26 protein-coding genes and 1 tRNA gene are annotated in these 25,557 nt (G+C 62.3%); 16 read left to right on the top strand and 11 right to left on the bottom strand.

From position 1 onward, the window contains the following. Positions 1–81: 81 nt before the first annotated feature. Positions 82–1,677, top strand: coding sequence for a phosphoglycerate dehydrogenase (serA, locus tag J2857_RS03240; protein WP_210008529.1), 1,596 nt, complete (start codon positions 82–84; stop codon positions 1,675–1,677). Between the two features lie 208 nt (positions 1,678–1,885). Here serA and J2857_RS03245 read toward each other — a convergent pair whose 3' ends face one another. From J2857_RS03245 to J2857_RS03255, 3 genes are all read right to left on the bottom strand, one after another. Next, positions 1,886–2,077, bottom strand: coding sequence for a hypothetical protein (locus J2857_RS03245; protein ID WP_210008531.1), 192 nt, complete (start codon positions 2,075–2,077; stop codon positions 1,886–1,888). Between the two features lie 64 nt (positions 2,078–2,141). Beyond that, complete coding sequence (locus J2857_RS03250) at positions 2,142–3,233, bottom strand: hypothetical protein (protein WP_210008533.1); 1,092 nt, start codon at positions 3,231–3,233, stop codon at positions 2,142–2,144. Positions 3,234–3,240: 7 nt separating this feature from the next. Then, complete coding sequence (locus J2857_RS03255; RefSeq protein ID WP_210008535.1) at positions 3,241–3,708, bottom strand: hypothetical protein; 468 nt, start codon at positions 3,706–3,708, stop codon at positions 3,241–3,243. Positions 3,709–4,014: 306 nt separating this feature from the next. Between J2857_RS03255 and J2857_RS03260 the strand changes: the two genes are divergently transcribed. Then, positions 4,015–5,064, top strand: a complete 1,050-nt coding sequence (locus J2857_RS03260) for a Tim44 domain-containing protein (protein ID WP_210008537.1) — start codon at positions 4,015–4,017, stop codon at positions 5,062–5,064. Here J2857_RS03260 and J2857_RS03265 read toward each other — a convergent pair. Continuing rightward, the gene (locus tag J2857_RS03265; protein ID WP_210008538.1) at positions 5,061–5,480 is read right to left on the bottom strand and encodes a DUF1810 domain-containing protein; all 420 of its coding nucleotides are present in this window, start codon (positions 5,478–5,480) and stop codon (positions 5,061–5,063) included. The genes J2857_RS03260 and J2857_RS03265 overlap by 4 nt on opposite strands. Positions 5,481–6,288: 808 nt before the next feature. Between J2857_RS03265 and mnmA the strand changes: the two genes are divergently transcribed. The 3 genes from mnmA to J2857_RS03280 all read left to right on the top strand — a co-directional run bounded on the left by mnmA (position 6,289) and on the right by J2857_RS03280 (position 8,322). Continuing rightward, positions 6,289–7,485, top strand: coding sequence for a tRNA 2-thiouridine(34) synthase MnmA (mnmA, locus tag J2857_RS03270; RefSeq protein ID WP_210008540.1), 1,197 nt, complete (start codon positions 6,289–6,291; stop codon positions 7,483–7,485). 135 nt (positions 7,486–7,620) lie between these two features. Beyond that, positions 7,621–7,697, top strand: a tRNA-Met gene (locus J2857_RS03275). Between the two features lie 223 nt (positions 7,698–7,920). Further along, on the top strand, positions 7,921–8,322 hold the full coding sequence (locus tag J2857_RS03280; RefSeq protein WP_348635654.1) for a nuclear transport factor 2 family protein: 402 nt from the start codon (positions 7,921–7,923) through the stop codon (positions 8,320–8,322). A 55-nt stretch (positions 8,323–8,377) separates the two neighbouring features. Here the strand turns inward: J2857_RS03280 and J2857_RS03285 are convergent, their stop codons facing one another. The 3 genes from J2857_RS03285 to J2857_RS03295 all read right to left on the bottom strand — a co-directional run bounded on the left by J2857_RS03285 (position 8,378) and on the right by J2857_RS03295 (position 11,186). Next, entirely contained in the window at positions 8,378–8,929 is a 552-nt protein-coding gene (locus J2857_RS03285) for a helix-turn-helix domain-containing protein (RefSeq protein WP_210008542.1), read from the bottom strand. A 248-nt stretch (positions 8,930–9,177) separates the two neighbouring features. After that, positions 9,178–10,374, bottom strand: coding sequence for a mandelate racemase/muconate lactonizing enzyme family protein (locus tag J2857_RS03290; RefSeq protein ID WP_210008544.1), 1,197 nt, complete (start codon positions 10,372–10,374; stop codon positions 9,178–9,180). Between the two features lie 29 nt (positions 10,375–10,403). Further along, positions 10,404–11,186, bottom strand: coding sequence for an IclR family transcriptional regulator (locus J2857_RS03295; RefSeq protein ID WP_245362997.1), 783 nt, complete (start codon positions 11,184–11,186; stop codon positions 10,404–10,406). A 146-nt stretch (positions 11,187–11,332) separates the two neighbouring features. On the opposite strand from J2857_RS03295, the gene J2857_RS03300 reads away from it, so the two are divergent. The 9 genes from J2857_RS03300 to J2857_RS03340 all read left to right on the top strand — a co-directional run bounded on the left by J2857_RS03300 (position 11,333) and on the right by J2857_RS03340 (position 19,911). Then, positions 11,333–12,028, top strand: a complete 696-nt coding sequence (locus J2857_RS03300) for an RraA family protein (RefSeq protein ID WP_210008546.1) — start codon at positions 11,333–11,335, stop codon at positions 12,026–12,028. A 14-nt stretch (positions 12,029–12,042) separates the two neighbouring features. Beyond that, the gene (locus J2857_RS03305; RefSeq protein WP_210008548.1) at positions 12,043–12,480 is read left to right on the top strand and encodes a VOC family protein; all 438 of its coding nucleotides are present in this window, start codon (positions 12,043–12,045) and stop codon (positions 12,478–12,480) included. 50 nt (positions 12,481–12,530) lie between these two features. Then, complete coding sequence (locus tag J2857_RS03310) at positions 12,531–13,709, top strand: mandelate racemase/muconate lactonizing enzyme family protein (protein WP_210008549.1); 1,179 nt, start codon at positions 12,531–12,533, stop codon at positions 13,707–13,709. 112 nt (positions 13,710–13,821) lie between these two features. Continuing rightward, on the top strand, positions 13,822–14,955 hold the full coding sequence (locus tag J2857_RS03315) for a mannonate dehydratase (protein ID WP_210008551.1): 1,134 nt from the start codon (positions 13,822–13,824) through the stop codon (positions 14,953–14,955). Positions 14,956–15,013: 58 nt separating this feature from the next. After that, positions 15,014–16,234, top strand: a complete 1,221-nt coding sequence (locus tag J2857_RS03320) for an ABC transporter substrate-binding protein (protein ID WP_245362998.1) — start codon at positions 15,014–15,016, stop codon at positions 16,232–16,234. A gap of 79 nt (positions 16,235–16,313) precedes the next feature. Further along, on the top strand, positions 16,314–17,174 hold the full coding sequence (locus J2857_RS03325; protein ID WP_210008553.1) for a carbohydrate ABC transporter permease: 861 nt from the start codon (positions 16,314–16,316) through the stop codon (positions 17,172–17,174). Continuing rightward, positions 17,171–18,019: a carbohydrate ABC transporter permease gene (locus tag J2857_RS03330; protein WP_210008555.1), complete on the top strand. Its 849-nt coding sequence runs from the start codon at positions 17,171–17,173 to the stop codon at positions 18,017–18,019. Before J2857_RS03325 ends, J2857_RS03330 begins: the two co-directional genes overlap by 4 nt. A 2-nt stretch (positions 18,020–18,021) precedes the next feature. Beyond that, entirely contained in the window at positions 18,022–18,834 is an 813-nt protein-coding gene (locus J2857_RS03335) for an aldo/keto reductase (protein ID WP_245362999.1), read from the top strand. A gap of 21 nt (positions 18,835–18,855) precedes the next feature. Next, positions 18,856–19,911, top strand: coding sequence for an ABC transporter ATP-binding protein (locus J2857_RS03340; protein ID WP_210008558.1), 1,056 nt, complete (start codon positions 18,856–18,858; stop codon positions 19,909–19,911). Positions 19,912–20,033: 122 nt separating this feature from the next. Here the strand turns inward: J2857_RS03340 and J2857_RS03345 are convergent, their stop codons facing one another. The 3 genes from J2857_RS03345 to J2857_RS03355 form a co-directional block, all read right to left on the bottom strand. Beyond that, positions 20,034–21,104: an LLM class flavin-dependent oxidoreductase gene (locus tag J2857_RS03345; protein WP_210008560.1), complete on the bottom strand. Its 1,071-nt coding sequence runs from the start codon at positions 21,102–21,104 to the stop codon at positions 20,034–20,036. 98 nt (positions 21,105–21,202) lie between these two features. After that, positions 21,203–21,979, bottom strand: coding sequence for an SDR family NAD(P)-dependent oxidoreductase (locus tag J2857_RS03350; protein ID WP_210008562.1), 777 nt, complete (start codon positions 21,977–21,979; stop codon positions 21,203–21,205). Between the two features lie 212 nt (positions 21,980–22,191). Further along, the gene (locus tag J2857_RS03355) at positions 22,192–23,553 is read right to left on the bottom strand and encodes an amidase (protein WP_210008563.1); all 1,362 of its coding nucleotides are present in this window, start codon (positions 23,551–23,553) and stop codon (positions 22,192–22,194) included. Between the two features lie 164 nt (positions 23,554–23,717). Between J2857_RS03355 and J2857_RS03360 the strand changes: the two genes are divergently transcribed. Continuing rightward, complete coding sequence (locus J2857_RS03360; RefSeq protein ID WP_210008565.1) at positions 23,718–24,020, top strand: hypothetical protein; 303 nt, start codon at positions 23,718–23,720, stop codon at positions 24,018–24,020. A 6-nt stretch (positions 24,021–24,026) separates the two neighbouring features. On the opposite strand, the gene J2857_RS03365 is transcribed toward J2857_RS03360, so the two are convergent. Continuing rightward, the gene (locus J2857_RS03365; protein WP_210008567.1) at positions 24,027–24,881 is read right to left on the bottom strand and encodes a glycerophosphodiester phosphodiesterase; all 855 of its coding nucleotides are present in this window, start codon (positions 24,879–24,881) and stop codon (positions 24,027–24,029) included. 201 nt (positions 24,882–25,082) lie between these two features. Between J2857_RS03365 and J2857_RS03370 the strand changes: the two genes are divergently transcribed. After that, positions 25,083–25,496 carry a DUF983 domain-containing protein gene (locus tag J2857_RS03370; RefSeq protein ID WP_210008569.1) on the top strand — a complete coding sequence of 138 codons (414 nt, stop codon included), beginning with the start codon at positions 25,083–25,085 and terminating at the stop codon, positions 25,494–25,496. The last annotated feature ends 61 nt before the right edge of the window (positions 25,497–25,557 follow it).

A 25,557-nucleotide genomic window follows, 5' to 3' on the forward strand; every position in this document is an offset into this window, starting at 1 on the left:
GCAAGTCGCGTATCCGGCTCCGCTGACGAAGCGGAGCCCATTTCCTCATTCACGACAGAAACTTTTTCAGGAGGCCCACTGATGGCACCTCGCGTTCTCGTATCCGACGAATTGTCGGAAACCGCCGTCCAGATCTTTCGCGATCGCGGCGTCGAAGTCGATTTCCAGCCGAAGCTCGGCAAGGACAAGGAAAAGCTTGCCGAGATCATCGGCAACTATGACGGCCTTGCGATCCGTTCCGCCACCAAGGCGACCGAAAAGCTGATCGCGGCCGCGACCAACCTCAAGGTCATCGGTCGCGCCGGCATCGGCGTCGACAATGTCGATATCCCGGCCGCCTCGCGCCGCGGCATCATCGTCATGAACACCCCGTTCGGCAACTCGATCACCACGGCCGAACACGCCATTGCCCTGATGTTCGCCGTCGCCCGCCAGCTTCCGGCTGCCGACGCCTCGACCCAGGCCGGCAAGTGGGAAAAGTCGCGCTTCATGGGCGTCGAGATCACCGGCAAGATCCTCGGCGTCATCGGCGCCGGCAATATCGGCGGCATCGTCTGCAAGAAGGCGATCGGCATCGGCATGCACGTTCTCGCCTATGACCCCTTCCTGTCGGCCGAGCGCGCCGAAGAAATGGGCGTCACCAAGGTCGAGCTCGACGAGCTTCTGGCCCAGGCCGACTTCATCACCCTGCACGTCCCGATGACCGACAAGACCCGCGGCATCCTCGGCAAGGAAGCGCTCGCCAAGACCAAGCCCGGCGTTCGCATCATCAACTGCGCCCGCGGCGGCCTCGTCGATGAGGCAGCGCTTGCCGAAGCCATCAAGTCCGGCCATGTCGCCGGCGCCGGCTTCGACGTGTTCGAAGTCGAACCCGCCACCGAAAGCCCGCTCTTCGGCCTCGAAAACGTCGTCTGCACCCCGCATCTCGGCGCCTCGACCACGGAAGCGCAGGAAAACGTCGCTCTTCAGGTCGCCGAGCAGATGTCGGACTATCTGGTCAAGGGCGCTGTCTCGAACGCCATCAACATGCCGTCGATCACGGCGGAAGAAGCGCCGCGCCTGAAGCCCTTCATCCGGCTTGCCGACGTGCTCGGCGCCTTCGTCGGCCAGGTCACCGAGGATGCGATCAAGGAAATCGAGATTCTCTATGACGGCTCGACCGCCTCGATGAACACCAAGGCGCTGACGAGCGCGCTGCTCGCCGGCCTCATCCGCAGCCAGGTCGCCGACGTCAACATGGTTTCGGCGCCGATCATGATCAAGGAAAAGGGCATCATCCTGTCCGAAGCCAAGCGCGACAAGTCGGGCGTCTTCGACGGCTATATCAAGCTGACCGTCACCACCGACACGATGACCCGCTCGGTTGCCGGCACGGTCTTCTCGGACGGCAAGCCGCGCTTCATCCAGATCAAGGGCATCAACCTCGATGCGGATGTCGGCACCAACATGGTCTACATCGCCAATACCGACGTTCCCGGCATGATCGGCTTCATCGGCACGACGCTCGGCAATGCCGGCGTCAACATCGCCAACTTCCATCTCGGCCGCGACCAGGAAGGCGGCGACGCGATCGCCCTCCTTTATGTCGACGGCCCGGTTCCGGCCGAGGTGCTGGCGAAACTGACCGCCAACCCGGCGATCCGCCAGGCCAAGCCGCTGGCGTTCAACGTCGACTGAGGCGGGGAAGGCCGCGGCTTCCGCAGCGGTGCCATTCGAAGAAAAAGGGACAGGTCTTCACGGACCTCTCCCTTTGCTTTTCATGGAACGAGTATGAAACCGAGCTGCCGGAGGACTGCGGAGGGGACTTGCGGATCAGGAGTAGACAAGGCCAATCACGCCTCGGAACGATCCGTTCTCCACGAACGTCGCGGGCAACCTGCGCCGATCACAGCGCCAAAGCGCGCCGGCTGCCGCCGATTTCCAGTTCAACCGGATTTTCGGTTTGGATCGAACCGATCGCTGCCGTTACGGCTTTAACGTCCGCTCCCGGCTCGACGGTGACCACGAGCCTGGCCGGAAAACCCATGCGGATGCTCACATCCCGCACCGCTGCCTGACGATCGAGTGCTTTTTCCAACAGGCGTTTTTGCTCAGTTATGGTCATCCTGTTAATGTAGCTCTGGGTTGTTCACGGGTCAAGATCACAGCTGGGACAGCTTATAGGCCTTGAAAATCTCGGGTAAGGCGCAGGCATAGGACACAAAGGTTTTTTCGCTGCCGCGCTCGGTCATGCCGGCGGCAAAGATCAGGCCGAAAGGGGCCCGCGCGCCTTCCAGGTAACATATCGAGCCGGAATCGCCGACATCGCTGAAGGGATGAGCCTGATCGACGGTCTCGATCTCGATCAGATTGTCGAAGCGGCAGTTTCCAAGCGACGGAACGCCCACGATGACGTCGTTGATGCCGATCACGACCTTGGTGATGGAGGCCGTGGTATAAGCGGTCTTGCGGCCATGCTTGGCGACGGTTGCAGTTTCGCCGATCTCCTGAACCAGTTTGTCGAGATCGTCCACGGATGCGGGGGCATGGAAGCTGAGGCCGTTGTCGGCCGCGCCCGAGGACCGGGGGATTTCGTTGCCTTGTCCGGCCACTTCCTGTTCCTCGCCCAGGACGCAATAGGCGGCGTCGAATTCGTTGCTGCCGCTTCGGCGCAGTTTTCGGTAATTGCCCAGCACTCCGATGACATTGGCGGCGTCGCCCGGCTGGTCGGGAATGCCGGGCTGGTAGATCTCGTCGGCGATGCGGGCGGCATTGGCAAGGGCGATCACGTGATTGTTGGTCAAGGCAACGGTTGCGCCGTCTTCCTGTCTGGCAAACATGCCAAGCGTGCCGGGCGGTCCTTCGCCATGGCCGATCGAGATGCCGATTTCAAGCGGACGGTTGCGGCTGCCTCCTGGAGCATCGGCCGGTTTCGTGGCCGCCGCCGTCAGCTGCAGCCGGGACGGGATGTAGGCCTTCACGATTGCGACATCGGCCTCGTTCTGGTTGGGGAGGGTGCTGAGGATCTGCTTTGCCTGGCTCATGCCGCGCCCGCTGGCGTTTTCCAGGCGGATGGCGATCGCATAGTCGCCCGGCTTCCTGTAGCGGGCGCCGATCGCCAGCCGCTGGCCCGTGTAACGCGGAACATCCGCGGCGGTGGTACGAACGGTGGGCTCCTGAGCGAGGCCGAGAACGGTATTGTAATATCGGTCGATGACCTCGTCCCGCAGAGCAAAAACGCTTTCGAGCTTCATGGCGCGCCTATTGCTTTGACCCGGAATAGATAAACGGCGGCAGTGCCCCGAAAAGGAACAGAAGCGCCATCCCGATGCGGCTGTCGACGCTGGAAAAGCCAAGCAGAGGGCCGCCCTGGGAGAGAAGCCATCCGCAATAGGCGGCGCTGGCGATCAGCACGACCGGCCATTGCACATCCTTGAGCGTTGCGCCCGGACGCGGCGTGCCCCAGATCCGCAGGAGCGCCGTCAGTACCAGGCAGCCTATCGGCAACACCCAGTTGATGACGTAATAGGCGACTGCGTCTTCGGCGAGACGCGCCATATCGGACGGCGCGAATATGGCACGGATGGATGCGTAGATTACAAGGACATCGCCGGGAATCAGGCGAATGGCCCGTTCGGCGATTTCTCGCGCCCTGGACGGCTGTTCCTGCTTTCCGTCCGCCGTCACGACGACGGTCGGTGGTCTGACGATGCGATAGATATCCGGCATGCTGGCCCCCAACCCGATCTTCGCGCTATCGTTTGTTTTTATAATCCATCGCCGGTGGTGGAGCAACGGCAATATCCACGCATAAGATGCATTTGCCGGGGCTTACGGCGAGCGGTGGCACGCTTCTGCCCGCCGCTGACCGGAGTGTATTATTCCTCATAGGTTGTATTTGAGGCGCTTGGCTCCCGTTTCAAACTCCGTTATCTACTTCGACGGGAAAAAATGAGGGCGGGCCTAAAATCCTGAAGGCCGCCTCTCTATATAAGCAGGGCATTCCGCGATTGAGCGGTTTATGAGGAGAAAACGATGTTATCGAACCTTCGGCGTTTCAAGAACCTGTTCGCGATCCTGGCGATCGGAATGGCGGTTTCCTTGACCGCCGTGGACATGGCTGAGGCGCGCCGCGCCAGCGGCGGTTTCGGCAGCCGCGGCACGCGCACCTACTCGGCCCCGGCAACCACCAATACCGCGCCCACGGCGCCGACCGGCATCAACCGGTCGATGACGCCCAATACGCAGCAGAACGCCACGACGCCGCAGAACGGCCTCGGCCAGCAGGCGGCACAGCAACCCCGCCGCGGCCTCTTCGGTGGCATGTTCGGCGGCCTGCTTGGCGGTCTCGCTCTTGGCGGCCTGATCGGCATGCTGATGGGCACCGGTTTCGGTGGCATGGCCGGAATGCTGGGCATGTTGCTGCAGATTGCGCTGATCGGTGGTCTCGCCATGCTGGCTTTCCGTTGGTTCGCTCGCCGTCAGCAGACGGCCGGCGGCCCGGCGGGCGGGGTGAATACCGGTTTTGGCCAGCCGCGCAATGCCTATGATGCGCCGAGCCAGAATACCTCGTCCTTCCAGATCCCGAAGATCGGATCGCTAGGCGGCGGCAATGGCCAGGGCGGTTTCGGCGGCGGCTACAATGCCGCTCCGCGCCAGGCCGGCCCGGAGACCGACGAGATCGGCATCACCAACCGTGACCTCGACCAGTTCGAGAAGCTGCTGACCAATGTCCAGTCAGCCTATGGCGACGAAGACTATGCCAAGCTCCGCAGCCTCACGACGCCGGAAGCGATGTCCTACCTGGCCGAGGAACTCGGCGAGAACGCCACCAACGGCGTCAAGAACGAGGTGAAGGACGTAAAGCTGCTGCAGGGCGATCTTTCGGAAGCCTGGCGCGAAAACGGCCAGGACTATGCGACGGTGGCGATGCGCTATTCGAGCGTCGACTATATGAAGGACCGCAAGACCGGCGCAGTCGCCGAAGGCGATCCGAACGCGGTGACCGAGACGGTCGAAGTCTGGACCTTCGTGCGCAAGCCGGCCAACGACTGGAAGCTTTCGGCGATCCAGGCGGCCGCCTAACTTCGAAGCAGCGCGATGGTCTTTTCGTCGCGCTCACCATCAAAGAACTGCGAAAGGGCTCGGCTGAAAGGCGAGCCCTTTTTGCTGACCGCTTCGAACAGCGTCATAGAACTCTTGAATTTCATGTCGTCGGGCGAGCCGAGGATCGCATGCGCCGAAAGACCAGGATGGGACAGCATCGCGTCGGTGCATTCGATAAGCCGGGGGCCAAGTAGGGGATGTTCCAGATAGGCCGTCGCTTCGGCCCTCGAGCCGATCGCGAAGCGCTGGGACATGATCGAAAAACCGAGTCCCGCGACCTGTGGGAAGACGTACCACATCCAGTGGGAGCGTTTTTTGCCATCGCGCAGCTCGCCGATGACGCGCTCATAGACAGGCGCCTGCGCGTCGACAAAGCGCATGAGATCGAATTGCATTGTCTCTCCGTCCCGATCGCCCTGTTGCCACAAATCACCCCACCTCATGAAGACTCCCAAATCATGAGGTTTTTGCGGCCTCTTGCTCACAGTCCTCATTGAACGCCCCAGGTTTCGCGACGGTGGTTTGGAAGCGAGGATCGTGCCGCTTGTGATCTCCCCACCTGAGGGGGAGATGTCCGGCAGGACAGAGGGAGGCTTGCGTAGGCAAATCAGTCACTTGGGGCAAAGTTACCCCAAAATCGGTCTTTTTTCATCCCCGCCCGCCAAATCCATGCCTACAATCCACCCGTCCCGTTTCGGCTACACCGGTCCGCATAAGCGGCGAGATGGGACCGGTGATCTGGCGAACCGCCGTTATGCAAGCGGGTCGTCAGGGGCTGCGCAGAAAATGGTCCCCTCTCGCCTTGAGGTGGGGCGTGCGTGTGTCGCACACAACCCGGTATGGCATCCGTGCTCATTTCCACGGAGTTAAATTCGATATCGCCGCAGAGGGACCGGAGTTGCGCGGAAAAACACACCGAACGGGACGCGTCGCGTGTCACCTAAACTACTTATTACCAGGCCCCCGACGTGTCCCGGCCGAAACAAAAATGCGCCCATCCTCTTCGGGCGAGCGTCACGAGACCCGCAGGATCACCAAGGGAGGAGTCCGTGATAACCGCAGATTGCCCGCCCTCCTTGCGTCCGGGCTCAATCCTTTCTATATCCCACAACAATTGCCTCCGACGGCCGATCCCGCCGCAGGCCCTGAATACGCCGCCTCTGTCATCTGGACCGGCGGCGTGAGAGACCGAGAGAGTTACCCGTGAATACGCTGGATTTTGACAAGAGGCCGGAAGACACACGCGTTGTCGTTGCCATGTCGGGGGGAGTGGATTCCTCCGTCGTCGCCGGTCTGCTCAAACGCCAGGGTTATGACGTGCTCGGCATCACGCTGCAGCTCTACGACCATGGTGCGGCCGTGCACCGCGCCGGTTCATGCTGCGCCGGACAGGACATCGACGACGCGCGGCGGGTTTCCGAAACGCTCGGAATCCCCCATTACGTGCTCGACTACGAAAAGCGGTTCCGCGAAACGGTGATCAACCCGTTCGCGGAAGCCTATGCGATGGGCGAAACGCCGGTCCCCTGCGTTGCCTGCAACCAGACGGTCAAGTTCGCCGATCTGCTGGCGACGGCCAAGGACCTCGGCGCCGATGCGCTGGCGACCGGCCACTATATCCGCTCCGCCGCCAATCCGTCGCCGGGCAACCCGAACCGCCGCGCATTGTTTCGCCCGATCGACAGCGATCGCGACCAGAGCTGGTTCCTGTTTGCAACGACCCAGGAGCAGATCGACTATCTGCGCTTCCCGCTCGGTGGCATGTCGAAGGCGCAGGTGCGCGAGTTGGCGGAAGAGATGGGCCTGGTGGTCGCCAAGAAGGCTGACAGCCAGGACATCTGCTTCGTGCCGCAGGGCAAATATGCCGACATCATCAACAAGGTGAAGCCGAACGCGGCACTTGCCGGCGATATCGTGCATATGGACGGGCGTGTGCTCGGCCGCCACGAGGGGATCGTGCATTATACGATCGGCCAGCGCCGCGGGATCGGCATCGCCACCGGCGAGCCGCTCTATGTCGTTTACCTCGACGCCCGGTCGCGTCGGGTGATCGTCGGGCCGAAGGAAGCGCTCGATACCCACCGCGTCTATCTGCGCGACGTCAACTGGATCGGCGACGGTCTCCTCGGCGAGGATGCGGAGGGCGGATTTGCCTGTTTCGCCAAGGTGCGCTCGACGCGCCCGCCGACGCCGGCGATCCTCCATTGCGACAACCAGGGCGTCTATGTGGATCTGGCGATCGGCGAGGCCGGTGTCGCGCCGGGCCAGGCCTGTGTGCTCTATTCGGCCGAAGGTGCGGATGCGCGCGTTTACGGCGGCGGTTTCATCGAGCGTTCGGAACGGGCGGCCGAGGCCGAAACTGCTCTGAAGGCTCTGCTTTCGGCGCCGGTCGCAGCTTGAGGCCGGCACTTGCCACGGCCCATGAAATTGCCGCCGGTTTTTGCCCAAACCCTGCTTGACACTTTGGTGACGGGGGACTTATAAGCCGCACGACCAAAGCGGAACCGGCCACGCCGGAACTTCCGCAGTCCCTGTGGCGGGGTAGCTCAGTTGGTGAGAGCGCAGGATTCATAACCCTGAGGTCGGCAGTTCAATTCTGCCTCCCGCTACCATTCAATCTCATGGCAATAACCTGAAACCGCCCCGCACGATGGCGGAAGATTGAGCCACGCCGTGTTCAGGTGCCGGTTCGACCGAGCTGCGGGGTGGTGCTCCATTTGAAGCGGCGCCTGCCCGGTGGGGTGGGAAGCTCTTGTCTGCCGCAGGTTTGCCGGAACATTCTCGGCGGCTGCCGAACCCTGCTGTGTCCTACTTTTCTGAAAACTGGAGACGCCCGTGACTCGCGACATTTCTACCGAAGAAGACCAAATCCGCGACATCGAACGGGCCAGGCTAAGCGCCCTGGTCAGTGGCGACGTGGCAGCGGCGCAGGCCCATCACGCGGCGGATTTCCAGCTGATCACGCCGATCGGCGCCGTTCTGTCGCGGGACCAATATCTCGGCGCGATCGCATCCGGACACATCAAATATCTCACCTGGGAACCGGAGGAAATCGCTGTCCGTCTTTACGGCCCTGCGGCCATCATCCGCTACCGAGCACGGCTGGCCGTCGTTTTCGGCGGGCACCATGTGCCCCTCAGCGATTATTGGCATACCGACAGCTACGAGTATCGCGAGGGCCGCTGGGTTGCCGTATGGTCGCAGGCGACTGCCATCAGTCACGGCAGTCCCGAATAACTCGCACAGTCAAAGGCAACGAAGTTCACGGGTGACGCGCAGCTTCGTCTTATTGTCAGTTGAGCGGAGCAACGGCCGTCTCGCGGACGCCATGCCCGGACCTTTCGAGCAGCTTCCGCTTTCGCCATGCATTGGGAGCAATTCCGTAAAGGCGACGGAAGCTGTTGGTAAGGTGTGCCTGGTCGGTCATGCCGCATTCCAGGGCGATCCGGCAGAGAGGTTCATCTGTGCCTGCCATCATCCGACAGGCCATTTCCATGCGCCTGCGGGTGACGTATTTGTGCGGCGTCTCGCCAAGGCTTGCCTTGAAGGCCCGCTGGAAATGGCCGCTGCTCAGGTTGCAGAGACCGGCCAAGACCTCGACGCGGATCGTCAAGCGGAGATACGTGTCGACATAGGCCTGCACATTGCGCATTTGCCACGGGGCTAGGCCGCCAACGGCGATTTGACGGAGGTTGGGGTCGGGTCCGGACTGGTCGGGATCTCGCGAGGCCTGTCTGGCGACAAGTCCGTCGAGGTCGATCTCTGATGTCCGATATCTTGAAACATCAGTGCGCTTTGCCGAAGGGTCGGCAGGCGGTGTCTGCACGGACTGTGGGATCTGCATCCTAAGTCTCCTCCATCTCAATGTGCTTCTTCGATGATGGGAGTCTAACGCCGAGGCAGGCGGCGAGACTATTGGACAAGGGGACTGGTGCCCCTATCCAAAGGTATGATCGAGACGCACTGAAATTGTCTGGCCACCTTCAGAAGCCTGCGTGTCTGTCCCGCGCCACATCAAAAAAGCTCCGGGACGACGGTTCCGGAGCTGTTGCTTTCTTTGGCAGTCGATGAAGCGCTGGCAGCGGCGCCGGTTCAGTCGAAGAATGCCCGGTCGTCTTCTGTGAGGTAGCGTTTGGCCTTTTCAGGCACGAGATCGACGCCCATGCCCGGCCGGTCGAGGACGTCGATGAAGCCGTCTCGGACGATCGTCTCCGGCAGGCCCTCGACGATGTCGTACCACCAGGCGGGGTCGCCGGTCGTGTATTCGAAGGCGATGAAATTGTTGGGAAGGGTGGCCGAGACCTGGATGAGGGCGGCGAGCCCCAGCAGCCCGTTCGCCGTTCCGTGCGGGGCCATCAGGATCGAATGCAGGTCGGCATATTCGGCGATCCATTTCAGTTCGGCGATGCCGCCGACATCGGCCGGGTCGGGGCCGACCACATTGACGGCCTGGCCTTCGATCAGCTCCTTGAAGTTCTGCCGGAGATAGATCTGCTCGCCGGTATGGATCGGCGTCGTGCTCGTCCTGGTCAGCTCGCGATAGACGCCGGCATTGACCCAGGGCGTATAGTCGCCCGATAGCAGGTCTTCGACCCAGAGAAGATTGTAGGGTTCCAGCATGCGCACCAGCCGGACCGCGTCCGGCAGCATCCAGCCGGGGCCGCAGTCGAGCGCCAGTCCGATGCTGTCGCCGGCGACTTCCTTCATCGCGGCGACGCAATCGACGAAATGCCGCAGGCCCTTTTCGGTGATCGGGCCGCGATCGAGGGCGCCGTGGAAGGGGCTCGCATTCGGCTCGTGATAGTAAAAATTCTCGACCGCCCGCTTCATCGGGGAGTGGAAGCCGATCGGTTGCTTGATGATGGTGAAGCCCTCCGGCAGCGCCATCATCTTCTTCACGTCGTCGGCGAGGTCCTCGGGCCGATGATCGGCCAGAGGGAAACGGATCGAGCCGTTATAGACGCGAACGCGGTCGCGCACCTTGCCGCCGAGAAGCTTGTAGACGGCTACGTTGGCGGCCTTGCCGGCAATGTCCCACAGCGCCATCTCGATGACGCTGACGGCCGACCCCCAGGGCTTGAAACCGCCGCGCTGGCGGATCTTCAGCATGACGCGCTCGACATTGGTCGGGTCCTCGCCGATCAATGCCTCACGGAAGGCGAGGATATGGGTCTTCAGGTAAGGCTTCCAGGTCTCGGCTTGCCCGTAACCCGAGATGCCCTCGTCGGTGACGATCCGCACGACCGGGCTCTTGCCGATGACCGCGCATTTGAGATCGACGATCTTCATTCTTCCTCCCACTCAGCTTTTCGGTCCGATCAGACAGGCATTGCCTCGCTCATCGCCCGGGCGGCATCGATGGCGGCAAGCCGGATCTCCTCCATGCGGCTCGCCTCCGCCCCGGCGAGATAAGGAATGCTGATCGCCGCAACGACGCGCCCGGCCCTGTCCCGCACCGGGGCCGCAAAGGCCTGGATGCTCGGCGCGTTCTCGCCCCTGTCCTGCGCCCAGCCCAGCCGCTTGATGCGGGTCAGTTCCGTCATCAGCCGCTTCGGATCGGTCAGCGATTTTGGGGTGTAGGCGATCAACGGCTTTGCGAGCCAGGCCGCCATCTCCTCGGGCGGCAGATGCGCCAGCAGCATCTTGCTGGCGGCGCCTGCGTGGATTGGCATGCGCTGGCCGGGCGCCACCGTCAAGGCATATTGCCGGCGGCCCTGAGCTGCCGCCAGAACCAGAATGCCGTCCTGATCGATAACCGAGAGCTTGCTGCCCTCGCCAATTTCCGCCGACAGCTTGTCGAGGAAGGGCTGTGCAAAGGCCGCGAGATCGATCTCGCTGACGCCGGTCGCGACATGGGAAGCTAGCGACAGAAGGCGCCGTCCCAGGTGGTAGGCGCCGGTATCGTCGCGGCGGACCATGTCGTGGCCCTGCAGCGTGTTGACGATGCGGTAGATGGTCGTGCGCGGCAGGGACAGGAGCGATGTCAATTCGCGGATCGTCGCACCGTTCGGCCGCCGCTCCAGTTGCTCCAGGACATCCATCATCCGGTCGATGACCGGGATCGTGTATTTCGACGCGCCGGCGTCACTCATTTGATCCATGGAATGTGTTCGCCGTTGACAATCGGTTCGGCATCTTCCTATCATGCATTATTGAACTTTGGAAGTTCAAATATGAATTTGTCCGCCATTCTTTTTTAGATGAGCAGGCGGGTTCGTCAGGGTTTCTGCTGGAGGAGGCAGACCATATGGACAGAGATTCCGCAGCGATCGCGTCGAAAGCCGCGCGCTTCAACAAGCTTTACACCGCCGCCGTTTACGACATTCTCGACGAGATGGGGCTTCCGCATCAGTGCATGGATCTCGATATCCGGGCGCTGGATCGCGGGATGCGGATCGCCGGACCCGCGTTTACCGTCGCTTGCACGGCTGACATGCGCACCGACGATGAATACGACAATGAAGAAGTGAAGACCTTCACCTTCTTCCGGCGGATGTATTCCGGCTGCGTCGTGCTGATCTCGGCGGCAGGCGAGCGCAAGGCCGGTCACTGGGGTGAACTGATGAGCACCGGCGCGAAGAGCAAGGGTGCCGTCGGCGTCGTCGTCGATGGCGGCATCCGCGACGGCAATATCCTGATGGGCATGGAGAACTGGCCCGTCTTCACCCGCTATCTTTCCCCGATCGAATCCCGACAGCGAACCCGCATCAGCGGCATCGAGGTGCCGATCGCCGTCACCGGAACCCTGACCTCGCAGATACGGGTCGATCCCGGCGACTGGATCTTCGGCGACATGGACGGGGTGATCGTCATACCCGCCGACAAGGTGGATGCGGTGCTCGACCGCGCCGAAGAGATCATGGGCATAGAGAACCGCTCGCGCAACGAGATCCGTGCGGGCGCCGACGTTGCCGATGTCTATGCCAAATACGGCCGCCTCTAACCGGAGACATTCCCATGCTGACCGTTTCGTCGATCGCCCATGTGGCCATTCGCGTCAAGGATATCGATCGTACCCTCGACTTCTATATCAACAAGCTCGGCTTTTCGGAAATGATGCGCCTCGACCGCGAGGGCCGGCTCTGGCTGGTCTATCTGCGCATCACCGATGATCAGTATCTCGAAATCTTCCCGGAAGGCGAGGGCGACAAGGCGGCCGAGCGCGAGGCGGTTGGCTACAATCATGTCTGCCTTGCCGTGCCGGATATCCAGAAGGCCGTGGCCGAACTCGACGCGCTCGGCATCGAGCGCATCCGGCCGACGATCAAGGCAGCCGACAACAACTGGCAGACCTGGATCGAGGATCCGGACGGGCACCGCATCGAACTGATGCAGATGGCCGATGACAGCCTGCAGTTCGAGGCAATCAAGCGGCTGAAGGCACAGGCCAGATAGTCAGAGGAAAATAACGAGGGGGCGGGCGTTGGCCTGCCGGGAGGAACCTCATGAGGATCGTGCAGCAGAAGATCTTTGTTGCGAATGTGTCCCGCACCAATTTCGTCTTCGTGAAGCTTTATACCGATGAAGGCTACGAGGGTGTCGGCGAGGCGACGCTGGAGTGGAAAACGAAGACTATCGTCTCGGCGCTCGAAGAGCTGGAGCGCGTGCTGATCGGCCGCAATCCGTTCGAGGTCGACGCGATCATCGAGCAATTGCACCGCGACTCCTATTGGCGGACGGGTGCCGTGTTCCGCACCGCGCTCGGTGCGATCGAGGCGGCGCTGCTCGATATCAAGGGCAAGGCGCTCGGCGTGCCGGTCTTCGAACTGCTCGGCGGCAAATACCGGGATCGCGTTGAGTGCTATGCCAACCATTGGTTCTTCGGCGCGGTGACGCCCGAGCAATATGCCGAGAATGCCCGCAAGGCCGTCGCCATGGGCTATCGGGCTCTCAAATGGGACCCTTTCGACATCGCCGATCTGGAAATGAACCGCAAGCAGCGCCGCCAGACAATCGATATCGTCGCGGCTGTGCGCGATGCGGTCGGCCCCGACGTGGACCTGATGCTCGACGTTCACGGCCGGCTCAACGTGCCGACCGCGATCGCCATGTGTCGGGAACTGGCGCCTTATAACCTGCGATGGATCGAGGAGCCGACGCCGCCCGAGAGCATCGATGCCCTGGTGGACGTGCGGGAGAAAAGCCCGGTGCCGATCGCGGCGGGCGAGCGCTGGTACGAGCCGGGCAAGTTCCTCGAGGCGCTGAACAAGAAGGCTGTCGATATCCTGCAGCCCGATGTCTCGCATGCGGGCGGGCTGGGTGAAACGAAGCGTATCTCGCATATGGCGCACCACCATCTGATCCCGATCGCGCCGCATAATCCGGTCGGTCCGGTGATGAACGCGATGACGCTGCATATGTCGGTTGCCATTCCGAATTTCTCGATCTTCGAGACCGTTTCGGTGGATGTGCCGTGGCGCAAGGAACTGGTGCGCGAGACGCTGCAGTTCGAGGACGGAGCGATCCTGGCGCCGACCGCGCCGGGGCTCGGGGTGGATCTCATCGAGGAGGCCTGCGGCCGCTACCCTTATGCGCCCTATAACGTGCCTTTGTTCGACGGCAGCATGAACACCAGCGGCGTTGCCACGGGGGCGGTCACGCTGAAGGACGAGACACGCTCATGAGGCCGGAACAATTGACAATCGGGCCTTCTGGGCGCAAGTTATATTGCGAATTGACGACATTCAAATATGAACTAACCGGCAGCAAGGCCGGGCGTCGATCGGGGAGGGTAACGTGCGGGTAGGTCTGACCCTGTTCGGCGATCATCTGTCGGAGGATGGCGCGCGTTATGCGAGCCAGCTCGGTGTCGGCGACATTGTCATTCACCTGGCCGAATATGCCCGCAACGCTGATAACAGCGCCTATCGCAACGGCAGTGTCGGCCCCATCAACGGCGAATGCATCGACATGCCGCTCTGGACCTACGAGCACATGGCCGGCATCGTCACGAAGCTTGCCAAGCATGGCCTCAAGGTCGCGGCGATGGAGAACCTGTCGCCGAATTTCTGGTCGGACATCCTGCTGGACGGGCCGAAGAAACATGAGCAGATGGACGGGCTGAAGCAGCTTGTCCGCGATGCCGGAAGGGCGGGCATCCCGGTCCTCGGCTACAATTTTTCGATTGCCGGCGTCTGGGGCTGGCAGCGCAAGCGGGTTGCCCGGGGCGGGGCGATGACGGCGGTGTTCTTCGGTGACGAATTCGATACCGACACGCCGATCCCGGATGGAATGCTGTGGAACATGCGGTACCGCCATCCCGTCGCGGGGGCTGCGCCGGTCAATGTCAGCGAGCGGGATATCTGGACGCGTCTCGAATGGTTCCTCAAGGAACTCGTGCCCGTCGCGGAAAAAGCCAATGTCCGGCTGGCGGCCCATCCCGACGATCCGCCGGTGGCGCGGCTGCGCGGCAATGCCCGCCTGGTCAACACCCACGCGAAGTATCAACGGCTGCTGGAGATTGCGCCGAGCCCGGCCAATGCCCTGGAATTCTGTATCGGCTCGCTCCAGGAAATGGTCGAGGGCGATATTTACGAAACGACCCGCCATTTCGCGCGGCTGGGTGCGATTGCCTATGTGCATTTCCGCAACGTCCGCGGCAAGGTCCCGCATTATGTCGAGACCTTTGTCGACGACGGCGATGTCGAGATGGCGGAAATCGTCCGTGTCCTCAGGGATGAGGGTTTTGAGGGGGTGATGGTTCCCGATCACGTGCCCGATCTCGATTGCCCCGCCCCCTGGCACGCTGGCAATGCCTACACGATCGGCTTCATGAAGGCCCTGACGATGAATGCCCATGCGCTCGGACCGGCGCATTCGCAGGATATCGCGCATTTTGGGAGAGAAAGGCAGGCCGCAGCATCGCGGTGAACCATTCCGGTGGAGGCCGGCAAGGAAAAGTGCGGCATGGAGCCGTATGGAGGAGGAGATGATGATGAAATTCAGCAAACTGGCCGTGATGGCCACGGCGATGACGATGCTGGCGAGCGGCGTGGCACTGGCGGGCGAGGTCGTCTGGTGGACGCCCAATTTCAACGAGGCGCGGGCACGCGAACTCGTCACCAAGTTCGAACAGGCCAATCAGGGCATCAAGGTCAAGCTCGAGATCACCACGACAGATGGTCTGCCGCAGCGCGTTCTGACCGCCCTGCAGTCGGGCGCCGCGCCCGACATCATCGATGTCCAGCACGCCTGGGTGAACGGTTATGCCCAGAACGGCCTGGTCGTTGCGGTGGATGACGTGCTGAAGGACCGCGAGGACTATATTCCCGCGTCGCTGGATTATGGCACCTGGAACAGCAAGCTCTGGGCCATTCCGTATCGCATCGAGACCCATGCGGTCATCTACAACAAGGGCGCGTTCAGGGATGCTGGCCTCGATCCGGCTAAGCCGCCGCAGACCTGGGACGAACTGGTCGCCGCTGCCAAGACACTGTCGAAGGGCAAGGTTTCCGGTTTCGCCATCACCGGCGGCGGTGAAGTCGGCAACACGATCTTCCGGTCGCTTCCCTTCATCTGGATGAACGGCGGGGACATCATCTCGGCGGACGGCAAGAAGGCGGTCGTCAACCAGCCGGCGGCGGTGGCGGCGGTCAAATTCTATACCGACTTCTTCAAGAACAAGCAGTCGCCGGCCTCGACGCTGGAAAACGACGGCACCGCAAACCGCCGGCTGTTCATCGCCGAGACCGTTGCCGCCTACCAGTCCGGCCAGTTCGACGTGGCTTCGATCAGAAAAGAAAACCCGAAGATCGATATCGGCGTGATGCCGATCCCGCATCCGGCCGGCAAGCCGACCGCCGCACTCCTCGGCGGCTGGAGTTTTGTCATTCCGTCATCGGCCAAGAATCCGGCCGAGGCCAAGAAACTCGTCGCGTTCCTTGCCGAAGCGCCGAACCAGGGTGCGCTGACGGATACGTTCCCGGCCCGCAAGTCGGCCATGTCGCTGCCGCGCTTCAGCGATCCGATCCTGACGGTGTTCAAGGAAATGCTTCCCTATGGCCGCGCCGTGCCCAACAACAAGAACTGGGTGCAGATCACCCAGGCCTATTTCGACGGCATCCAGCGGATCCTTCTCGGTGACGAGGACGTGCAGAAGGCCATGGATGGAGCAGCCAAGGACATCCAGGCACTGCTCGACCAGAAATAACCGATAGCCGGTCGCTCCGGGGGATACGGTTTTCCCCGGAGCACGCATTCCACCCGATGTCGTTTGAGGGAAGCTGCAGATGGACCGCAATTCGACGGGCCTCGTCTTCGTATTGCCAGCGCTGATCGTGCTGGCGATGCTGATCGCCTATCCCGTTGCCTATACCGGTCTGCTCAGCGTGACCGACAGGCAGGGTGAGTTTGTCGGCCTCGCCAATTTCAGGGCGGTGCTTTCGGCCCGCGCCACGCCGCAGGCATTCTGGAACACCATCTGGTTCGTCGGCGGCTCGATCGTCTTCCAGGTCATCCTGGGAACGGCGACCGCCATCCTGCTCAACCAAAGCTTCTTCGGACGCGGGATCGTGCGCTCGATCACGCTCATTCCCTGGGTCGTGCCGGGCATCGTCGCGGCCACCACCTGGGCGTGGATGTTCCACACGGAATTCGGCATCATCAACTACATGATGACCGGCACCGGCATGATTCCGGAGCCGATCGGCTGGCTGACCAACGGCAATACCGTAATGCCGGTGCTGATCGCCATTAACGTCTGGAAACTTTTTCCCTTCGTGGCGATCATGGTGCTGGCGGGACTGCAGTCGATCCCCAAAGACCTCTATGAAGCGGCACGCGTCGACGGCGCCAATTTCTGGCAGGAAGTCCGCTTCATCATGATCCCGCAGGTGCGCTCGGTCATCGTCGCGGTGACGCTGCTGCTGGTGATATGGGGCCTCAACTCGATCACCATCATCTACGCGATCACCCGCGGCGGGCCGGCCAACCGGACCTTGATCACGCCGATCCAGATTTTCCGCCTGGCGTTCGAAAGCACGCAGTTCAACCAGGCAGCAGCGCTTTCGGTGATCTTCTTTGCCGTCGCACTGGTCATCGTCATCATCTACATCAGGGCGCTTGCCTCGACACCGGGAGAGGCCAAATGAGCGATAGCACCACCCTCAAGCGGACGGGCCTGCCGCTGCCGGTCACCATCATCGGCGCGGTTGTCGTCGTCCTCATCTGCCTCTTCCCGTTCATGTGGATGTTCGTCTCGTCGATCAAGACGCTGCCGGAGCTCTATACCGTTCCGCCGATCTGGTGGCCGGAGACGCCGACGCTCGGCAACTATTACAAGGTCCTCTTCGAGAGCAATATTCCGCGCTATTTCCTGAACAGCGTCATCATTTCAGTCGGCTCGACTTTCCTCGCGCTGATCCTGGCGATCTTCGCGTCCTATGGATTTGCGCGTTTCGATTTTCGCGGAAAACCGCTGCTGCAGAGTTTCGTGCTGATCGGCCAGCTCTTGCCGACGGCGGCGATCATCGTGCCGCTGTTCATCACGCTCAGGGTTCTCGGACTGGTGAACACCTATTGGGGCCTGATCCTCGTCTACATGATCATCACCCTGCCGCTCTCTGTCTGGATGCTGACGTCCTATTTCAAGGCGATCCCGGTGGAGCTTGAAGAGGCGGCGATCATCGACGGGTCGTCGCGGCTCGGCATCCTCTTCCGCATCACGCTGCCGCTGTCGACGCCCGGCATCGTCGCGGTCGTCGTTTATGCCTTCGTCACCACCTGGAACGAGTTCGTCTTCGCGCTGTGCTTTGCGACCGACTCCTCGGTGAAGACCCTGCCGATCGGCCTTGCGGAATTCTCCACCGAGTTCAACACCGACTGGGGAGCGGTCATGGCCGCCTCGGTCGTCATGACGCTGCCGATCGCGCTGCTGTTCTTCTCGATGCAGCGTCTGTTCGTCGGTGGCCTCACCGCCGGCGCCACGAAAGGATGATCATGACCGACAAAACCATTCCCAGATTGGGCCTAGGCACCTATGGCAGGACCGGCAGCGAAGGGGTCTCGGCACTCCTGAAGGCGATCGAAATCGGCTACCGCCATCTCGATACCGCCCAGAGCTACGGTACCGAACAGCCGGTCGGCGAGGCGGTGCGCCGCTCCGGCGTGCCGCGCGGTGATTTCTTCGTCACCACCAAGGTGGCGGACACGCGCCTGGACCGGGCGCAGTTCATGCCGTCGGTGCGCCAGAGCCTCGATACGATCGGCGTCGATCAGGTCGATCTGCTGCTGATTCACTGGCCTTCGCGCAGGGATGCGGTGCCTTTCGAAGACTATATGACGGCGCTCGTCGAGGCGCAGCACAAGGGTTATGCGCGCCTGGTCGGGGTCTCGAACTATCCGATCGCGCTTCTCAAAAAGGCACGCGCGTTGATCGGCAATGAAGCGCTCGCCACCAATCAGGTGGAAATCCACCCCTATCTGCAGTCACCGAAGCTCGTCGCCTATGGGCGCCAGATCGGCCTGCCGCTTACTGCCTATCAGCCGCTCGCCAAGGGCGAGATCGCCAGCGATCCGGTTCTCAAACGGGTCGCCGAGAAGCATGGAGTGACGGTCGCGGCCGTCGCGCTCGCCTTCCTGATCGGCGAGGGGCATATCGTCATTCCGGCCTCCGGCAGCGAGGCCAATCTTCGCGCCAATTTCGCGGCCCTTAACGTCTCGTTGGACGAGGCCGAGATGGCGGAAATCCGCAGGCTAGATCGCGGTTATCGCCGCATCAATCCCGAAAAATCCCCCGACTGGGATGACTGAAATCATGAATGGAGTTTGCCCTTGGGTTCGGTGACCATCAGACAAGTGCGCAAGAGTTATGGCGCGCTGGAAGTCCTGCACGGCGTTTCGGTCGATATCGCCAATGGCGAGTTCGTGGTGCTCGTCGGGCCGTCCGGCTGCGGCAAGTCCACGCTGTTGCGGATGATCGCGGGGCTCGAAGCCATCAGCGGCGGCGAGATCGCCATCGACGGCAAGGTGGTGAATACGCTGGCTCCCAAGGAGCGCGACATCGCCATGGTGTTCCAGTCCTATGCGCTTTATCCGCACATGACCGTGGAGGCGAATATGGGCTTTTCGCTGCGGCTTGCCGGCGCGCCGAAACAGGAGATTTCCGCACGTGTGGCCGACGCCGCGCGAATATTGGGACTCGAACCCTATCTGAAACGCTATCCGCGCCATCTCTCCGGCGGCCAGCGTCAGCGCGTCGCGATGGGGCGGGCGATGGTGCGCAAGCCGAAGGTTTTTCTGTTCGACGAGCCGCTTTCCAACCTCGACGCCAAGCTGCGCGTGCAGATGCGCTCCGAGATCAAGCAGAACCATCATCGCCTGAAGACGACGACCGTCTACGTCACCCATGACCAGATCGAGGCGATGACCATGGCCGACCGCATCGTCGTCATGAACGGCGGTGTCATCGAGCAGGTCGGTTCGCCGCTCGATCTCTACGACCGGCCGGCGAACCTGTTCGTCGCCGGCTTCATCGGTTCGCCGAGCATGAACATCCTTTCCGGCAGGCTTGAAAACGGCAGTTTCGTGCTGGCCGGCGGGACGGCTATTGCGGCCGCCAACCTCGCATCGTTCGGCAATCGGTCCATTCAGCTCGGTGTCCGGCCGGAGCATCTCCATCTCGATCCGAACGGCCTGAACGCCGAGATCGTCACAGTCGAACCGACCGGCTCAGAAACGCAGGTGGTGATGCGGCTGGGCGGGCATGAGGTGACTGGCGTTTTCCGCGAGCGCATCATGAAAATGCCTGGCGAAGCGTTGTCGATCGGGATCGATATCGAGCACGTTCATATCTTCGATAAAGAGACGGGCAAGCGCCTGGAGGCGTGACGATGGCCGCTGCTTCCGGGAGTGAGATTCTCGGGATGGTGTCCGCCAGCTGCAGATCTGTCTGGTGAGCCATGCGGCGGGGGCGTAGGCCGGCCGGCCCTGCGGTAAACCGTCGGTGCGCTTCAACGGCGCAAGAGTGGCAGAAGCTGATCGCCCTGACGCTTGATCTCGGCGAGATAAGGTGTGTCGGAGAGCACGAAATGGGTGATGCCGAGGTCCCGGTATTTGCGCAGGGAACGGGCGACGTCTTCCGCTGAACCGACGAGCCAGGTGGTGCCGGCACCACCGCCGCCGAATTTTCCGGGCGCGGTGTAGAGGTTGTCATCGAGAACGTCGCCGCGCTCGTGCAGTTCGAGAAGCCGGCGCTGGCCGACGGCGACCGGCTTTCCGTGGTCGTTCCAGTTGCCGGCCTTGCCCCTGGCCATCTCGGCGACCTTCGCCTCGGCATCGGCCCAGGCCTGCTCGGTCGTGTCGCGGACGAGAGTGGTGATCCGAAGCCCGAATTCCAACGGAGGAAGGTCACGGTCGAGCTGCCTGCTGAGCGCCTTCAGCCGCTCGATCCTCTCCCGCACGCCGTCGAGGGGTTCGCCCCAGAAGAGCTGGATATCGGCTTCCGTTGCGGCCACCCGTTCGGCGGCTTCCGACGCGCCGCCGAAATAGAGTTTCGGGTGCTTGCGATCGCCGCGGGGTTGGAGGCGAGGCTCGATCGTGGAGCCGGCGACCTGGAAATGCTCGCCCCCATAGGTGACGTTCTCCTCGGTCCACAGCCGGCGGACCAGCCGCATGAATTCCTTGGTCCGCGCATAACGATGCGCCTGGTCGCCCTCGCTGTCCCCGTAGGCGGCGAGATTATCCTGGCCCGAGACGATGTTGACCCGCACCCGGCCGCCACTCAGGTGGTCGAGCGTCGCCGCGGCAGAGGCGAAATTCGCCGGGCGCCAATAACCCGGGCGGACCGCGATCAGCGGCTCGAAGGTGGTTGTGCGGGCGGCGAGCGCGGTCGCGACGGTGAACGTATCCGGCCGGCCCCAGCCGGTGCCGACGAGCGCGCCTTTCCAGCCGTGATCTTCCAGCGCCTTGGCATGGCTGGTCAGCGTATCGAGACTGTTGTGGTTCTCGGCGGCGGAATCGCCGCGATGGCCGGCTTTGACGTCGTTCGGAATGTACCAGAGGAATTCGGAATTGCTGCTCATGTTGTCGGCCTGCACTTGTGAAAGGTGAAACGAGGAAACGTATGGAAGGCCTCCGGCATCGACCGCACGAGGCGCCGGTCGAGATCCGGGAGGTTCCATCACACGACGATCGGATTGAGGGCGCCATCCATGCCGATCACGACACCGGTGACATAGCTCGCCTTCGACGAACTCAGGAAGGTGACGACGTTGGCGATCTCGTCGGGTGTCGCCATGCGGCCGAGGGGGATGCGCTGGACCAGCTTTTCGAGCGCCGCCTGTTCGCTGATGCCATGGAGCGCCGCCTCCGCCCGAAGGCCCTCGGTCACCCGTTCCGTTTCAGTGTTTCCCGGATTGATGCCGATGATCCGCAGCCCGCTGGCGGCATAGGCGTTTGCAAGGCCGACGGTCGCCAGCATCAGCGCCGCATTGGCGGCCCCGCCGGGAAGGTGGATGGGGGAGGCTACCTTTCCCCCGCCGCCGATGACGTTGACGATCACGCCCGCCCGGCGGGCCGCCATCCGCTTGACCACGGGGTCGATGACGTTGATGTAGGAGAAATATTTGGCGTCCATCGCAGCGCGCCAGTGCGCCGGGCTCAAATCCTGGGGCGGCGTGCGCCGCGCGGCGCCTGCGCTGTTGACGAGAATATCCAGCGCTCCCACTTCGTCTTCGATCTTGTCGATCAGCGTCAGGGCCTCGTTTTCCGATGTGAGGTCGGCGGCAAAGCCGAAAACGCCCGGCAAATTTGCCAGAGCGGCGTCAATATTCGCCTGGGAGCGCGAACAGATGACAACGCGCGCTCCTTCACTCAACAGGGATCGGGCACAGGCAAGACCAATGCCTTTGGAGCCGCCTGTGATCAGTGCCGTCTTGCCGTTCAAGTCGAGTTGCATGGTAAGCCGCTTTCCTCAAGATCCAGGGAGAGGCTAGGCTCCCGAGGATATTGGAACAAGCAAAAGGCAACTGCCGCGATCCCGGTTACGGGGAAACGGTTCCTTAGTTCGCTGCCCAGGGAGGCAACTCTTCCATGCGGCGGGGCCGCGCGTAATTTGCGGGCTTTGCCGACACGCCGATGTCTGCTGGAGACGATCCGGCTGCGCCCTTGCTACCCCCGGATGATCTCCTCATGCGCCATCGCGGCCTGCAGCAGTGTTTCGTCGCAATTGGCATTGGCCGACAGGAGGAAGCCGACCGGCATGCCGGCGTCGCCGGTGCCGCAGGGAATGGACACTCCGCACCAGTCGAGGAAGTTGCCGAAGCCGGTATTGCGCAGCGTCTTGCCGTTGGTGGCGAAAAACAGCTCGTCATCCTTTTCGAGCGGTGCGATCGGTGGCGCCACATGGGCGACCGATGGCATGGCGACGAAGCGGTCGCCGATCAGGGCCTCTGTTTCGGCGATCATCCGGGCGCGGTTTTCGACGATGGCGATATAGTCGGACAGACTGGTCTTTTCGCCGAGGCGCGTGCGCGCCACGACCCGGTGGTCCATCTCCTCGGCATCCGGTCCCGCCAGTTTCTCCCGATGCAGGGCGAAGGCTTCTGCGGTCACCATCGGACCGTATTTCACCATCAGCTTCGGAAGTTCGTCGAAGGTCGGGAAGGCGAGGCGGGTGATCTTGGCTCCGGCTTTCGCAAGCCGCTCGATCGCCGCTTCGAAGGCTGCCACCACTCCCGGCTCGGCGCCGTCGAAGACGATGTTGGTCGGGATGATGATATCGAGGGGCTGTGCCGGCTGGCGGGCCGTCTGCGGCACTGCAAGCCCGCGCATGGCGGCATCCACCCAGACCGCGTCCTGCACCGTGCGGCAGAGGGGGCCGAGCGAGTCGAGGCTCGTCGCCAGGGGATAGACGCCGTTCATCGCATAGCGGCCGCGGGTCGCCTTGTAACCGACGATGCCGTTGAAACCGGCCGGGATGCGGATCGAGCCGCCCGTGTCGGTGCCCATCGCGACCGGCACGAGGCCCGCCGCCACCGCGACGCCGGAACCGGAGGAGGAGCCGCCGGGAATGCGCGGCGCATCCTTGCCATGCGGATTGTTCGGCGTGCCGTAATGCGGATTGATGCCGATGCCGGAAAAGGCGAATTCGCTCATGTTGGTGCGACCGATCGCGACCATGCCGGCCTGTTTCAGCAGGTCGACGATGGCGGCGTCCTTCGTCGCGGGCGCGGCCTTCTTCAGCACTTTCGATCCGGCGGTGGTCGGCAGTCCCTCGATGTCGAAGAGGTCCTTCCAGGCAATCGGGATGCCATCGAGCAGGCCGAGCGAGCGGCCTTCCTTCGCGCGCTTCGAGGAGCCTTGCGCTTCCGCCAGGGCCCGGTCTTCGAGCAGCGAGACGAACACGGCCTTGTCCGGATAGGCCCTGATGCCGGACAGCACCGATTCCGTGACCTCGACGGGGTCGACCTTGCCCATCTGGATGAGCGCGGAAAGCTCGGCGATCGACATCGCTCCAAAGGATTTCGTCACGGCAATCATTCTCCTCATTCCGTTACTGGCGGGTCACAGATGTATCGGATATTTTGGCGATGGGTAGAGGATTTATCGCCTCGGCTTATGACATGGAACTTCCCGCATATCCGCGAAGTTCAATGAGTCCACCGCGTCGGCGGGACATCGGGAAGGATCAACCCATGAGAAACATCATCGCAATCGCCGGTCTCGCAATCGCGCTTGCCGGCTGCAGCACGGACGGCGGCGGGACCACCGGAGCCATCGATATCGGGCCGGGTATCCGGCCGATCCCCGGCAGCATCACCTATCGAGGCCAGCCGCGTACCAAGCTCACCAAGTCGCCGATCGGTAGCGTCGTTCCGCACGAGTTCCGAAACGAACTCGGCCAGCGGGTCGAGGAAAACTACATCATCCAGCCGGACCGCAGCCTCAAACTGGTCAGCCGGCGGGTCTATCGCGATCCGTTCGGGATCGACGACTGATAGGCTTCAGCCGCCGATCCGTGCCCAGGCCCGTTCGGTGGCGACCGGTTCGTCGGTGGTGATCTGATCCGGCTTCAATGCCATCAGGGCGGAGAAGCTGTGGGCTTCGGCCTCGTCGAAACCGGCGTCCGGGTTCTTGAGATTGAAGGTCCAGGCATCGACGAGCTTCCCCGCATCGTGGCAGAGGCCGATCAGGTCGAGCCCGTCTTCGGCGGCCCGCAGCACCAGTTGCCAGGCAAGATAGATCGTGTCCGGCTCGGTCGGGCCGGCCATATCGTTGCGCAGATCCGTTTCGACGGCCTTGAGGCCCTGGCCGCGATAGATCTCCACGAGCTTGCCGGTCGGGTCGATGCCGCGCTTAAGATCCGGCAGCCTCTGCTTGACGGCGACGACAAGATCGAGATCGGCGCCACTGACAATGATCGAGGAGCCGGCGGCGGCGAAGTAATCGGCAAGATGGTCCATGCCGCGTGCGCCGATCGTCGCAAGCTCATCCTTCATGTCGAACTGCAGCAGGGCGTCCGGATGAGCTGTTCGAAGCATTGTCGCGAGATCCTCGCTGAGGATCGGCGGATGGCCGCCCTGCAAAAGCGTCAGGCCGCGGATCGCTTCGGGCAAAGCCTCACGGATGAGGCCGTGGCCGGTGGTTTCACCTTCGAGCTCTTCGTCGTGCAGGACGACGAAGCCGCCATCGGCGCGGACGCGCAGGTCGAGTTCGGTCGATGCGCCAAGACGAAAACCCTCTGCCATGACGCCGGCGGAAAACAGCGGGTCCTTGAGGCTGCGGCGCAGGCGATGCCACTTCAGCCGGGTGAAACGACCCTGATGGGCGATGCCGAGGCCTGAAAATACTGAAGCCATGAAATTCCGTCTAAGGTGAAGGGCGCCGATTCGATCGGTGACAGACTATTGTTTCGGAGCTGCCTGCCATAGATCGATGACAGAAGTTTCGTGCCGAGCCTTAAAAACGAATTACCGCCTGTCAGGGAACGGCTTGTTATAGAGGTTTGCGGATAAGTATCCGAAAACAAATCTTGTCTCCTGTCACGAAAGGCAGATCTCATGTCCCATGACGCAAACTGGGCGCCTCTTCCTCCCACCAGCACCGGCCCGCGCGGCCGTTGCCCGCGTTGCGGCCAGGGACATCTGTTCAACGGTTTCCTGTCGATGCGGCCGAATTGCGAGGTCTGCGGCCTCGATTATTCCTTTGCCGACCCGGGAGATGGTCCCGCGTTCTTTGTCATGTGTTTCGGCTGCATTCCGAGCATAGCGCTTGCCGTGTGGATCGAGACCAGTTTCCAGCCGCCATTCTGGGTGCATCTGCTGATTTCGCTTCCTTTCCTGCTCCTTACGTGTCTTGCCCCGATGCGGCCCCTGAAGGGCTGGCTGGTGGCGAGCCAGTATTTTTACAAGGCCGGGCCTGGCAAGGTCGACAAGGGCGCGTCATCGCACGATGGCGGCCAGAACAGCGGCTGACTGGCAGCCGGATTTCAGCTCCCGAACGAGTTGTCGTGCTGATCTCGGTTCCGCTCATGCT

This window comes from Neorhizobium galegae (assembly GCF_017877055.1).
Lineage (GTDB): Bacteria > Pseudomonadota > Alphaproteobacteria > Rhizobiales > Rhizobiaceae > Neorhizobium > Neorhizobium galegae_D.

Excerpts from the sequence above, each read along its gene's own strand:
- J2857_RS03310 (WP_210008549.1), top strand. The coding sequence starts at position 12,531 with ATGAGGATCGTGCAGCAGAAGATCTTTGTTGCGAATGTGTCCCGCACC.
- J2857_RS03365 (WP_210008567.1), bottom strand. The coding sequence starts at position 24,881 with ATGGCTTCAGTATTTTCAGGCCTCGGCATCGCCCATCAGGGTCGTTTC.
- J2857_RS03285 (WP_210008542.1), bottom strand. The coding sequence starts at position 8,929 with ATGCAGATCCCACAGTCCGTGCAGACACCGCCTGCCGACCCTTCGGCA.
- J2857_RS03260 (WP_210008537.1), top strand. The coding sequence starts at position 4,015 with ATGTTATCGAACCTTCGGCGTTTCAAGAACCTGTTCGCGATCCTGGCG.
- J2857_RS03350 (WP_210008562.1), bottom strand. The coding sequence starts at position 21,979 with ATGCAACTCGACTTGAACGGCAAGACGGCACTGATCACAGGCGGCTCC.
- J2857_RS03295 (WP_245362997.1), bottom strand. The coding sequence starts at position 11,186 with ATGGATCAAATGAGTGACGCCGGCGCGTCGAAATACACGATCCCGGTC.
- J2857_RS03255 (WP_210008535.1), bottom strand. The coding sequence starts at position 3,708 with ATGCCGGATATCTATCGCATCGTCAGACCACCGACCGTCGTCGTGACG.
- J2857_RS03300 (WP_210008546.1), top strand. The coding sequence starts at position 11,333 with ATGGACAGAGATTCCGCAGCGATCGCGTCGAAAGCCGCGCGCTTCAAC.
- J2857_RS03250 (WP_210008533.1), bottom strand. The coding sequence starts at position 3,233 with ATGAAGCTCGAAAGCGTTTTTGCTCTGCGGGACGAGGTCATCGACCGA.
- J2857_RS03320 (WP_245362998.1), top strand. The coding sequence starts at position 15,014 with ATGATGATGAAATTCAGCAAACTGGCCGTGATGGCCACGGCGATGACG.
- J2857_RS03370 (WP_210008569.1), top strand. The coding sequence starts at position 25,083 with ATGTCCCATGACGCAAACTGGGCGCCTCTTCCTCCCACCAGCACCGGC.
- J2857_RS03305 (WP_210008548.1), top strand. The coding sequence starts at position 12,043 with ATGCTGACCGTTTCGTCGATCGCCCATGTGGCCATTCGCGTCAAGGAT.
- J2857_RS03335 (WP_245362999.1), top strand. The coding sequence starts at position 18,022 with ATGACCGACAAAACCATTCCCAGATTGGGCCTAGGCACCTATGGCAGG.
- J2857_RS03345 (WP_210008560.1), bottom strand. The coding sequence starts at position 21,104 with ATGAGCAGCAATTCCGAATTCCTCTGGTACATTCCGAACGACGTCAAA.
- J2857_RS03325 (WP_210008553.1), top strand. The coding sequence starts at position 16,314 with ATGGACCGCAATTCGACGGGCCTCGTCTTCGTATTGCCAGCGCTGATC.
- J2857_RS03360 (WP_210008565.1), top strand. The coding sequence starts at position 23,718 with ATGAGAAACATCATCGCAATCGCCGGTCTCGCAATCGCGCTTGCCGGC.
- J2857_RS03265 (WP_210008538.1), bottom strand. The coding sequence starts at position 5,480 with ATGCAATTCGATCTCATGCGCTTTGTCGACGCGCAGGCGCCTGTCTAT.
- J2857_RS03330 (WP_210008555.1), top strand. The coding sequence starts at position 17,171 with ATGAGCGATAGCACCACCCTCAAGCGGACGGGCCTGCCGCTGCCGGTC.
- J2857_RS03290 (WP_210008544.1), bottom strand. The coding sequence starts at position 10,374 with ATGAAGATCGTCGATCTCAAATGCGCGGTCATCGGCAAGAGCCCGGTC.
- serA (WP_210008529.1), top strand. The coding sequence starts at position 82 with ATGGCACCTCGCGTTCTCGTATCCGACGAATTGTCGGAAACCGCCGTC.